Below are 12574 nucleotides of genomic sequence, written 5' to 3'. Positions count from 1 at the left end.
TTCTCCTCTCTTATAATTCCTAAATTTCTTGTCCCCTTTACAAACGATAGCTATAAAAATATTTTTGATAGGATGGTGTCAACTTATCCACAAGTTGTGGATAAGTTTTTTCAACTAAGCAATCCTAGTGCCTATCTGTTAGCTAGCTTTTACTTTTTTTATAGTAAATTTCAAATTTTGTTAGGCGCTTTCAAAAAATCATGATATACTGAAATTATCAGAAAAGGAGACATTATGAAAAAAGATCAACACCAACTTAATTGGCTGATGGTTTCTCTGATTGCTTTCAACATGGTTTGGGGGCTAGGAAACGTCGTCAACAACTACTCTCAACAGGGAATTTCAGTAGTCGTATCTTGGGTTTTAATCCTCGCACTCTACTTTATCCCATATTCACTCATCGTCGGACAACTAGGTTCTACCTTCAAGGAAAGCGGAAGCGGTGTTAGCGACTGGGTTGAAAAAACATCAACCAAACGCCTCGCCTACTTTGCCGCTTGGACCTACTGGGTTGTGCACATCCCTTATCTCGCACAAAAACCTCAAGGAATCCTGATTCCGCTTGGATGGGCCTTGCAGGGTAACGGACAATTTCTAAAACAAATCGATATCCACTGGATTGTTATTCTCTGCTTGCTAATCTTTGGACTTTTCCTCTATCTTTCTACAAAAGGATTGACAACACTGAAAGTCATCGGTAGCTTGGCAGGAAGTGCCATGTTGATTATGTCTATACTCTTTGTGCTTTTGGCTGTCGGTCTGCCTTTCATTAAGCCAGACATCCAGTTTGCGACACCACATATGGATCAACTGAGTACCTACATTCCAAACTTTGATTTTTCTTATTTTACAACCATCTCACTACTGGTCTTTGCCGTTGGTGGTTGTGAAAAAATTTCCCCTTATGTGAATCAAACTCGCAATCCTGCAAAAGAATTTCCAAAAGGTATGATTGTCATGGCCATCATGGTAGGACTCTCTGCTATCCTTGGTTCAGTTGCCATGGGAATGCTATTTGATGGTAATAACATCCCTGAAGACCTCATGCGTAATGGTGCTTATCAAGCCTTCCAAATGTTAGGAAATTCTTGGGGAGTTGGAAATCTTTTCGTTGTGATTTACGCTCTTACAAATATGGTCGGACAAATTGCTGCGCTTGCCTTTTCTATTGACGCACCATTACAAATCCTACTCAATAATGCTGACGAAAACTACATCCCAAGCTGGCTTCGTAAACGTACTGAAAAAGGTGTCCTCATTAACGGTTACCTCCTTACAGGTGTCCTCGTTAGCCTTATCATCATCCTTCCAATTTTTGGTATCCAAGAAATTGATGGACTTGTAAAATGGATGACCAACCTCAATTCTATCGTAATGCCAATGCGTTATCTCTGGGTATTCCTTGCCTACATGATGCTTAATCGCGCTTGGAAAACATACAAAAATGCCGAATACAAGTTTGTGAACAATCCTAAGCTTGGCTTTGTAATCGGTACTTGGTGCTTCCTCTTCACTGCCTTTGCTTGTATCCTAGGTATGGTTCCAAAAATTAGCTATGCTGAGAATCCAACTGCTTGGCAATTCTCTCTTCTTACAAACATCTTGACCCCAATTATTCTGATTGGTTTAGGTGTTATTCTACCAATCCTTGCAAAAAAAGAACAAAAGAAACAAATCAAATAAATCCTACTATTAGCTAGATAGTATCACTTTTGTCTTTTCCTGAAAGAAAAATCCCCTTTGAACCATAATGTTCAAGGGGATTTCTTTTTTGTCTGATAGGCTATCTCTACTTAGCCTCATACCAAGTCACGCCTTCATTTTCATCAGCAATCAGGGGCACACTGAGTTGAATGGCTTCTTCCATGGTTTGTTTGACAAGTTTTTTAATAGATGCCAATTCTGACTTAGGCACTTCAAGAACAATTTCATCGTGTACTTGTAACAGCATCTTAGTTTGATAACGACCTGCTACCAAGGCTTTATCTAGCTGAATCATGGCAATTTTGAGAATATCTGCAGCCGATCCTTGAATAGGTGAGTTGATAGCTGTACGCTCTGCAAAACCACGAATGTTAAAGTTACGCGAATTGATATCTGGTAACTCACGACGACGTTTGAAGAGAGTCTCCACATAACCCTTATCACGCGCCTCACGAACCACTTCATCCATGTAGTTTTTAATACCTGGGAAGCGTTCAAAGTAAGTGTCGATGTATGCCTTAGCCTCTTTACGGCTGATACCTAGGTTATTGGATAAACCAAAGTCTGAAATTCCGTAAACCACTCCAAAGTTGACAGCCTTGGCATTGCGACGGTCGTTTGGAGTCACATCCTCAGGACGTTCAATTCCAAAGACACGCATGGCTGTCGAGGTATGGATATCAGCTCCTTCTTGGAAGGCCTTGATTAAGTGCTCATCTTTAGAGATATGTGCCAAAACTCGCAACTCAATCTGTGAATAGTCCGAGCTGAGAAGGACACTATCCTCCCACTCTGGCACGAAAGCCTTACGAATGAGGCGGCCTTGTTCCAAGCGAACAGGAATATTTTGCAAGTTTGGATCCACACTAGACAGACGCCCTGTCTGAGTCAAATCCTGCACATAGCGCGTGTGAATCTTGCCATCCGCTAAAATCCAATCCTGTAAACCAATCACATAAGTCGATTGAATCTTAGCAATTTGACGATAATCTAAAATTTTCTTGACGATTGGGGCAATAGGAGCTAGGCGCTCTAACACATCCACTGCTGTTGAATAACCTGTCTTGGTTTTCTTGGTGTATTCTATAGGGAGACCTAGCTTTTCAAAAAGTAGTTCGCCCAACTGCTTAGGCGAGTTGATGTTAAACTCCTCACCAGCCAATTCATAAATCTCTTGAGTTAGCTTTTCAATGACAAGCTCATTTTCAGCTTGCATCTCAAGCAAGGTTTCTTTTTTGACCTTGATTCCAGCGATTTCCATCTTAGCAAGGACAAAAGCCAGAGGTTGCTCCATATCATAGAGGAGGTCCAATTGTCCGTTTTCACTTAATTTTTCAAGTAAAACAGGCTCTGTCTCAACTAATACAGCAACCTTACGAGCCAAGTGCTCCAAGAAGGTTTCTCTCTCAGGGATAGCTTTCTTGACACCCTTACCATAGAAGGTTTCATCATCGACTAGGTAAGTTTGACCATAAAGACTAGCAATGGTTGAAATTTCATTATTCTCTACAGTAGAGAGAAGGTATTTGGCCAAGCGACTGTCAAAAGCAGGAGCCTGCAAGTCCAAACCAAAGCGATTTAAGAGAACTTTAGCTTTCTTACAGTCATATACTTTCAGAGGTGTTTTTTCTAGAAATTCCTTAAGAATCGAATCCTGCAGAAGTTCCAGCTTATCTGTAGCATAGAGTTTGTCTCCGCATGACCAAGCAAAACCAATCAATTCATCTGTATGGTAGTTTTCACCAAAAAGTTCAAAGTGGAAGATAGAGTCGGCACTCAGCATATCTTCAGTCACTTTGTCCACCATGGTGAAATTCAAAGTCTCAGCTTGATTCGCCTGAGAAGCATTCAAGGCTTGTTTGAGCTGCTTAAAGCCCATCTCATCGTAGAACTTCCCAAGGTTTTCCACATTTGGTCCACTATAGACCAAATCATCTAGACCTATCTCAATTGGCGCTTTCGTGTCGATGGTCGCTAGTGTTTTAGACAGAAAGGCTTGTTCCTTGTCATTGACAAGATTTTCCTTCATCTTGGAAGCCTTCATGCCATCGATATTTTCATAAATACCTTCCAGCGAGCCATATTCTAACAAGAGCTTGATCCCAGTCTTTTCACCAATCTTGGTCACCCCAGGGATATTATCAGACTTATCCCCCATCAGGGCCTTGAGGTCTATAAACTGAGCTGGTGTGAGTCCCATCTTTTCCATGAGGTATTCTGGTGTAAAGGCCTCAAACTCAGCCACACCTTTCTTGGAAATCTCGACCACCGTACGTTCATCCGTCAGCTGAATCAAGTCCTTGTCCCCGCTAACGATTGTTACATCAAAAGATTCCTTTTCAGCCAAGCGACCAAGAGTTCCAATGATATCATCCGCCTCATACTGAGTCAACTCATAATGGCGAATCCCAAGATGGTCTAGCAACTCACGAATGAAGGGAAATTGCTCACGAAACTCATCTGGAGTCTTCGCACGACCACCCTTATAATCTGCATACATCTCTGTACGGAAAGTCGTTTTCCCCGCATCAAAAGCAACCAAAATATGACTCGGTTGGACACGCTCCAGTAGGTGATTTAGCATCAGATGAAATCCGTAGATTGCATTGGTATGTAGTCCATTGTCATTTTTAAAACGATCCAGTTGCTGGTAAAGTGCAAAAAATGCCCGGAAAGCAACTGAAGATCCATCAATCAATAATAATTTTTTCTTGTCCATACACCCATTATAAAGGAAAGCAGGGAAAAATACCATTGCTAAGAGTTAGATTATCGGTCAAGGCTTATTGGGATTTTTTTCAACTCGCGCACCATTGCTATCAACTTGGAAACCATCGATAGTCGTATCTACTGCCAATTCTCCAGATGCGTTCACGTAATAATATTTCCCTGAAACCTGGAACCACTGACTAGCTTTCATAGCACCCGAGCTTTCGAGATAATACCAAATGCCCTTATCCTTCAACCATCCTGTCTGCATTTCTCCAGATGATTTCAAGTAGTACCACTTGGAACCGTCTTTTAGCCAACCTGTTCTCATTGAACCATTAGTTTGGAAATAGTACCAACTGCCGTTTATCTTTTTCCATCCAAGTGCGACTTTGCCATTTTCATAGTAGTACCAGACTGTTCCCTGTTTTTCCCATCCATTCTTCGAGGTTACCGTTTTAATTAAGGGGATATAACGTCTGTTCCCACTTCTTGAAATATAACTAATCCATCTATAGCCATCCTTTTCAAGAGTTTGATCATAATGAACACTCATTCCAGGTTCGTAGTAATCAATAATAGTAGATGTCAATGATGGCTGATTCATAATAGCTACTTTTTCTGTAAAGTAATGAGTTCCACTAGAAGATAGTACAGATTGATGATCCCCTACACTAGCATTCCCCACATCTTTAAAATGAATGAAACCAGTCATAGAACTTGCTTTTACTATCCTACGATAATACGTTTCTGTATAATCGTAATTGTACTCCTCGATTTCAACCATGTCTCCAATCACGTTAGAAACCCAAGCTACGTGGCCATGTGTTCCCCTCGTACTCCAAGCAATAGCTCCAATCGCTGGTCTCTGATCTACACGATATCCTTCTTTTTGAGCACGGTATCCCCATTCCTTCGCATGCCCATAAGCAGCTGGTAGTTCAAATCCATTAACACTACTTAAACGAAAGGCAGCGAAAGAGGTACACTGTCTGGAGTATAGACGCCATTTATCGATTTCTTGACTTCCATTTTTATAATAATAAGGATAATCATCTCCACGTGCCAGTGAGCCATTGTTTGCCTGATTGGCATGAACAGCTCCTCCACCAAACAAAAAAGTACCTGCTAACAGTAGGGAAGCTGTACCCACTGTCGTTCTCTTAAGAAAAGTTCCCTTTTTACTATATGTCATTCATTCTCCTTCGAATAGATAAATTTTTGAGGTTGACCTCATTTATATCATTCGAAAGAAAAAGAAAAAAGTGAGAAAACTCCCACTTTCAACCTTAATCCAAATAGTGAATCAAATTCTTTTCCGTTAAAATATCAGAATAGGTGAAGGATTCAACGTAGACGTTGGCCTGTTTGTCTCCTTCAACATCCCCAAATTCAACGATAAAGAGCGATGGATAAACTTCAATAAGTCTTCCCAAGCGATTCTTTTGGCGTTTACGACCGTTTTCTAAAGTCATTTCCACGACTTGTCCTTCATGCGCCTTGATTTCTTCTTTGATTTTTTTCATCTTGGCTACATCTGTAAATGCATCTGTCATCTTTGTTCCTCTCTCTTCGAAATACTTGAAAACTTGTTATACTCTTTTTGAAAAATCAATTCTACTGTTCCACGCGCACCGCTACGGTTCTTCTCAATAATAACTTCTACCTTGTTATTCGGAAGACCTTCCTCTTCTTCGCCACCACGTTCATAATAGTCATCTCGATAGAGAAAGGCTACGATATCCGCATCCTGCTCGATAGATCCAGACTCACGAATATCTGATAGCACCGGTCTTTTATCTTGACGTTGTTCAACACTACGTGACAGCTGACTTAGCGCGATAACAGGCACCTTCAGTTCCTTAGCCAGAATTTTCAACTGACGTGAAATCTCTGAAACCTCTTGTTGACGGTTCTCACGACCAGTCCCTGTAATTAACTGCAGGTAGTCAATCAAGATCAATCCAAGATTGCCTGTTTCCTGAGACAATTTTCTGGCGCGTGAACGAATCTCCGTAATTCGAATTCCAGGGGTATCGTCAATATAGATACTTGCTTTTGCAAGATTACCTTGAGCAATCGTATATTTGCGCCACTCTTCCTCAGTCAATTGCCCTGTACGGATAGAGTGAGACTCTACTAGTCCTTCGGCTGCCAACATACGGTCGACCAGACTCTCTGCACCCATCTCGAGAGAGAAAATTGCAACGGTCTTGTCTAGCTTGGTTCCAATATTTTGAGCAATATTCAAGGCAAAAGCAGTCTTACCAACCGCAGGACGAGCAGCAAGAATGATTAACTCCTCCTCGTGCAACCCAGTTGTCATATGATCCAAATCTTGATAACCAGTAGCAATCCCTGTAATATCAGAAGTTTGTTGTGAACGAACTTCTAAATTTCCAAAGTTAAGATTTAGGATGTCTCGAATATTTCTAAAACCACTACGATTTGCATTCTCACTGACATCGATCAAACCTTTTTCTGCTCGTGCAATGATTTCATCTACAGGACTAGAAGCCTCATATGCTTGATTGACAGACTCTGTCAACTTAGCAATCAAACGACGAAGCGTGGCTTTCTCTGCTACAATTTTTGCATAGTATTCAGCGTTTGCAGAGGTTGGTACAGAGTTGATAATCTCAACAAGGTAGGACAAGCCACCAATATTTTGCAAATCACCTTGATCATCTAATATCGTACGAACAGTCGTTGCATCAATGGCTTCGCCTCGATCTGACAAATCAACCATGGCCTGAAAAATCAAACGGTGAGCATACTTAAAGAAGTCTCGAGAGTCAATATATTCTCGAACAAATACGAGTTTACTCTCATCGATAAATATAGCTCCCAATACCGATTGTTCTGCCAAAATATCCTGGGGCTGAACTCGTAGTTCCTCTACTTCTGCCATCAGACTTTCCTTCCTTTTACAAAATCATTACTCAAATCTAGCTTAGCCTTCTTTTACACGAAGATTGATGACGCTAGTTACATCCTGATAAATTTTTACAGGTACATCAATCAAACCAACTGCTCGAATTGGAGATTGAACTTGAATATGACGTTTATCAATTTTAATTCCAAATTGTTTTTGGAGCTCTTCCGCAATTTTCTTGCTAGTAATTGAACCAAAAGTTCTTCCATCTGGACCAACTTTTTCAACAAACTCAACAATTGTTTCTTCTGCTTCAAGTTTCGCCTTAATTTCTTGTGCTTCTGCAAGAAGTTGAGCATGTGCTTTTTCTTCAGATTTTTGCTTCCCGCGCAACTCACCAATTGCTTGTGAAGTCGCTTCTTTAGCAAGGTTTTTCTTAATCAAAAAGTTTTGTGCATAACCTGTTGGCACTTCCTTGATTTCGCCTTTTTTTCCTTTGCCTTTTACATCTGCTAAAAAGATTACTTTCATTCTTCTGTCTCCTTTTCTCTAATTTCATTAGAAATAACGGTTTTTAGTTTATCACCTGCTTCTTGCAGAGTCATATCTGTCAGTCGGGCAGCTGCCAGGTTGAAGTGGCCTCCACCTCCCAACTCTTCCATAATCCGTTGCACATTGATCTTACTTCGACTTCGTGCAGAAATGGAAATATCCCCTTGGCTGTTTTTAGCAATGACAAAGCTAGCTTCAATACCTGACATAGCTAACATAGTATCAGCCGCTTTACTAATCACTACAATATCATACTCCTTATCATCCTTGGCCTGAGCTACAAGAATAGAAGGTTGTACGGCCTGTCCTTGCAAGATTAGCTCATTAACCAATCGATACTCTTCAAAGTCAGTCGCCGCAAGTTCTTGAATTACAATACTATCACTACCACGTGTTCTTAGATAACTTGCCACGTCAAAGGTTCGGCTAGTTACACGAGAAGTGAAATTCTTAGTATCCAGCATCATACCGCCCATAAGAACACTAGCTTGGATACGACTTAAGCGTGCTTTCTTAGAGTTTTGGAATTGAATTAACTCTGTTACAAGCTCGCTCGCGCTACTTGCTCCACTCTCAATATAGGTGATAACAGCATTTTCCGGGAAATCCTGATCTCGTCTATGGTGGTCAATAATGATGGTTTGTGTAAACAAATCATAAAACTCTTTTGACAAGGTTAAAGCTGTCTTAGAGTGGTCCACCATCACTAGCAAGGAACGATTAGTGACCATTCCCATAGCTTGAGTTAGAGGGATGAGTTTTGTTACTCCCTCATTCTCTAAAAATTGAATGGCACGATGAATGTCCGGAGACATTTGTTCTGCATCATAGACCACATAACTTTCATCCAAGACGTTACTCGAGAACAATTGCATACCAACAGCAGAGCCTAAAGCATCCATGTCTAAGTTTTTATGACCAACTACGAAGACACGGTCAACACTTCTCAACTTTTCAGAGATTGCCGTCATCATTGCTCTTGTACGTGTTCTTGTTCGCTTAATAGAAGCTGCAGAGCCACCACCAAAATAAATTGGATTTTTCGTCTCATCATTTTCTTTTACAACGACCTGGTCTCCACCTCGAACTTCTGCAAGGTTGAGATTTGATAAAGCAACTTTACCAATACCCTCATGATCGCCATCACCATATGACAAGCCCATACTCATGGTTAAGGCTAAATCTCGCTGCTTAGCTTCTTCACGGAAGGTATCAATTACAGAAAATTTATCCTGCATCAATTGCTCTAATACCGTATAGTCGGTAAATAAGTAAAAACGATCCATGGTCACTCTACGAGAAAACATCTGATACTTTCCAGTAAATTCTGATACAAAATTTGCGACAAAACTATTAATATGACTGATGTCTGATTCAGATGTTTCGTTCTCTAAATCATCATAATTATCTACCGAAATAATACCAATAACAGGGCGACTTGTAACCAATTCTACTGTGGCTTCGTACTCTCCAGAAACGTCAAAAAAGTAGAGCACGCCAGAATTTCTATCTAGATGCACCGCATAACGTTTTTCCCCCACATTTGCATAAATTCCAGGCGAAGATATGGATGTTTTTATAATTTCTTGAAGTTGAGGAAGGTCAATTTCTCCATCTTCCGTTGTCAACATTAACTCTGCGTAGGGATTGAACCACTCAATCTCACTGCTTTCCATGTTTAGCTTGACAACTCCAACAGGCATCTGTTCTAAGAGTGAACTTAAACTATCTTCCGCCTGATGGTTTACGTACTGGATTTGTTCAATTTCTGTTTTTTGATAAGATTTCTTCTGAAAATAAAATAGCAGAAGAAATGCCACCATTAAGAAAAATAAGCATGCTATTGTGACTAGGTTATTTTGAAGAAAAATAACCAATACAGTCATGATTATAAAGGAAATCCCAACAAATAAGTATATAAAAAAGGGATTCATTTCATTTTTTTTCATTACAAACCTCTTGCGCAATATTATACCATATTTGCACTGAAAAAGCGACCTTTAAAGAAGGAATAGCACTTGTGCTCAAATGTAGCATGTAGGAACACAAAAGGTGGTTTACACTAGTGTAAACCACCTTTTTAGTCTAAGCATATTAAGTATTATGATTCTTTCACTTCAAGAAGACCAATATCTCCATCTTCGCGTCGATAAATAACATTTGTAGTTTCATCTTCAACATCGATGTAAATGAAGAAATCATGACCCAATAAGTCCATCTGAAGAAGTGCTTCTTCAAGATCCATTGGTTTTAAATCAATTTGTTTTGAACGAACAACTTTAGGTTGAGCAGCATCTGTCTCTTCTACCAAGGTATCTGTAAATAGTTGGCTAGTAGAAACTTTATTTCTGTTTTTACGTTCAATTTTAGTTTTATTTTTACGGATTTGGCGTTCAATCTTATCTGTCACCAAATCAATAGATCCATACATATCTTGAGAAACGTCTTCTGCACGAAGAGTAATAGATCCAAGTGGAATTGTTACTTCTACCTTAGCAGTCTTTTCACGATACACTTTCAAATTTACACGCGCATCTAATTCTTGATCTGCTTGGAAGTATTTTTCGATCTTTTCGAGTTTAGAAACTACATAATCACGAATTGCTTCAGTTACTTCTAGGTTTTCACCACGGATACTATATTTAATCATATAAGTACCTTCTTTCTAAACATATTTGTTTTTCTATATTTATTATAACGCTTTCATAATCTTTTTGCAATCTTTTTCCTCATCTTACGAGGGAAAATGTTTTAACCTCTTCTGCTCCTGCATTCTCTAGCATACTCTTGACACGGTTAACAGTCGCTCCTGTCGTATAAATATCATCAATCAATAGAATCTTCTTTGGAATCCTACTGTCTTCTTTAATAAAAAACGGAAGTTCCGTGGCCAACCGCTCTGAACGATTTTTAGAAGAACTTGCTTTTTCTTCTCTTTTCCCTAATACATCCAGATGGGAAAATCCTGCCGCTTCTATTAGGCCTGCAACCTGATTAAAACCTCTTTTTGCATACCTCTCAGGGCTTAACGGTATTAAAATAAAATGATAATCCTTGTATTTTTTTAAATTCTCATTTAAAATCATAGCAAAAACTTTTCGGAGAATATAATCGCCATCAAATTTGTAACGATTAAAGAAGTCTTTCATGGCTTGATTATAACTAAAAATCGCTTCATGACTTACTTCAACCCCTTCTTTACACCAAAGTTGACAATCTTGACACGAACTTGACACTCCTTTTTTATGACAATTTGTGCAATGTTCTTCCCCAATCATTTCAAAACTTGAGTAACAAGCTAAACAAAGTGAGCCCTCCTCCTTTTTCAAAAAAAGAAGCTCTCCAAAGGTTAGATTTTTCTTCAAATGTTGGGCACATAGTAAACAAATCATAGGCCTGCCTCCTTGTTCATCAGTTTAATTTCCTTTATAGCATTCTTAATCGAACGATCTAATCCATTATGAAAGAAAATTAGATCTCCTGTAGGTCTATCCATGCTACGACCTACACGTCCTCCAATTTGAATGAGGCTTGATTTTGTAAAAATACGATGGTTTGCTTCTACGACACAGACATCAACACAAGGGAAGGTAACTCCGCGCTCCAATATTGTTGTGCTTATCAATATGGTCAATTCCCTATCCCTAAAAGCTTGAACTTGCTCTAATCTATCTTCAGTAACTGAGGATACGAAACCAATTTTCTCATTTGGAAATTTCTCTTGTAAGATTTCCTTCAACTTCTCTCCCTTTGTAATTTCTGATGCAAATATTAGTAAGGGGTAGCCAGTTCTTCTCTGGTTTTCAACATATCTTTTTAGCTTTGGTGGTAGGCGAAACTTATCCAAACATTTATCCAGATCAGATAGCCAAACCGGTTTGGGAATAATTAAAGGATTTCCATGGAACCGCCTTGGCAGGCTTAGTCGTTTTAGCTCCCCTAAGCGAACCTTCTTATCCAACTCATCTGTAGAAGTTGCAGTGAGAAAAATTCTTAGTCCGTTTTCCTTTACACAATTCTTTACAGCTTTGTAAAGCATCTTGTTGTCAACATAGGGGAATGCATCTACTTCATCTACTATTAGTAAATCAAAAGCGTGATAAAACTTTAATAATTGATGAGTTGTTGCAACAACTAGTGGTGTCCGAAAGTATGGTTCAGACTCACCATGCAGTAAAGCTATTTCACAAGCAAAGTCATTCTGCAATCGCTTATACAATTCCAAACAAACATCTATCCGTGGACTTGCTAGACAAACTGCGCCACCATCATTAATAACTTTCGCAACAACTTTATAAATCATCTCTGTCTTCCCAGCGCCAGTCACTGCATGAACTAAAGTCGGTTGCTGGTTCTCTACTGCCTGAAGTAATCCTTCTGATACTTTCTCTTGAAATGGAGTCAATTGTCCCTTCCATTTAAGAACATCTTGTTTAGGAAAATCTTCTTGAGGGAAATAATATAAGGCCTGATCACTCCTAACTCGCTTCATCAACAAACATTCTCGGCAGTAATGAGCATTAATAGGTAGAGACCATTCATCTTGAATCATACTATCACATCGTTGACAGAAGAGTTTCCCCTTCTCTTTTCTCATACTTGGCAGCTTCTCCGCCAGTTGTCGTTCTTCAGGGCTTAATTCTTGTTCTGTAAAAAGTCGGCCTAGATAGTTTGGATTTATTTTCATACTTCTTTATTCGTAAAATCTAGAACTTTAGACTATTTTTTAGTACA

10 protein-coding genes are annotated in these 12574 nt (G+C 39.4%); 1 reads left to right on the top strand and 9 read right to left on the bottom strand.

What is annotated here, in order from left to right; genetic code table 11:
• Nucleotides 1-234: 234 nt before the first annotated feature.
• Nucleotides 235-1683, top strand: coding sequence for an APC family permease (locus SPAR10_RS04025; RefSeq protein WP_004250998.1), 1449 nt, complete (start codon nucleotides 235-237; stop codon nucleotides 1681-1683).
• Nucleotides 1684-1789: 106 nt separating this feature from the next.
• Here SPAR10_RS04025 and polA read toward each other — a convergent pair whose 3' ends face one another.
• From polA to SPAR10_RS03980, 9 genes are all read right to left on the bottom strand, one after another.
• A complete protein-coding gene (gene polA / locus SPAR10_RS04020) occupies nucleotides 1790-4423 on the bottom strand; it encodes a DNA polymerase I (protein WP_004250997.1) in 2634 nt (877 codons plus the stop codon).
• Nucleotides 4424-4480: 57 nt separating this feature from the next.
• Complete coding sequence (locus SPAR10_RS04015; protein WP_004250995.1) at nucleotides 4481-5608, bottom strand: SH3 domain-containing protein; 1128 nt, start codon at nucleotides 5606-5608, stop codon at nucleotides 4481-4483.
• 94 nt (nucleotides 5609-5702) lie between these two features.
• Nucleotides 5703-5969 carry a Veg family protein gene (locus SPAR10_RS04010; protein WP_004250994.1) on the bottom strand — a complete coding sequence of 89 codons (267 nt, stop codon included), beginning with the start codon at nucleotides 5967-5969 and terminating at the stop codon, nucleotides 5703-5705.
• Nucleotides 5966-7324, bottom strand: coding sequence for a replicative DNA helicase (gene dnaB, locus SPAR10_RS04005; RefSeq protein ID WP_004250992.1), 1359 nt, complete (start codon nucleotides 7322-7324; stop codon nucleotides 5966-5968). Before dnaB ends, SPAR10_RS04010 begins: the two co-directional genes overlap by 4 nt.
• 42 nt (nucleotides 7325-7366) lie before the next feature.
• Nucleotides 7367-7819: a 50S ribosomal protein L9 gene (rplI, locus tag SPAR10_RS04000; protein ID WP_004250991.1), complete on the bottom strand. Its 453-nt coding sequence runs from the start codon at nucleotides 7817-7819 to the stop codon at nucleotides 7367-7369.
• Nucleotides 7816-9789 (bottom strand): DHH family phosphoesterase, encoded by a 1974-nt coding sequence (locus SPAR10_RS03995; RefSeq protein WP_004250990.1) that lies wholly within the window; start codon nucleotides 9787-9789, stop codon nucleotides 7816-7818. The genes rplI and SPAR10_RS03995 overlap by 4 nt, the downstream gene beginning before the upstream one ends.
• A gap of 152 nt (nucleotides 9790-9941) precedes the next feature.
• Nucleotides 9942-10490, bottom strand: a complete 549-nt coding sequence (hpf, locus tag SPAR10_RS03990) for a ribosome hibernation-promoting factor, HPF/YfiA family (RefSeq protein WP_004250989.1) — start codon at nucleotides 10488-10490, stop codon at nucleotides 9942-9944.
• A gap of 79 nt (nucleotides 10491-10569) precedes the next feature.
• The gene (locus SPAR10_RS03985; protein ID WP_004250987.1) at nucleotides 10570-11232 is read right to left on the bottom strand and encodes a ComF family protein; all 663 of its coding nucleotides are present in this window, start codon (nucleotides 11230-11232) and stop codon (nucleotides 10570-10572) included.
• Nucleotides 11229-12527, bottom strand: a complete 1299-nt coding sequence (locus SPAR10_RS03980; RefSeq protein WP_025170528.1) for an ATP-dependent helicase ComFA — start codon at nucleotides 12525-12527, stop codon at nucleotides 11229-11231. Before SPAR10_RS03980 ends, SPAR10_RS03985 begins: the two co-directional genes overlap by 4 nt.
• Between the last annotated feature and the right edge of the window lie 47 nt (nucleotides 12528-12574).

The sequence above is a fragment of the Streptococcus infantis SPAR10 genome, from assembly GCF_000279535.1.
Lineage (GTDB): Bacteria > Bacillota > Bacilli > Lactobacillales > Streptococcaceae > Streptococcus > Streptococcus infantis_I.
The sequence above is the reverse complement of the archived record's forward strand: the minus strand, read 5'-3'. Positions and strand labels throughout refer to the sequence as shown.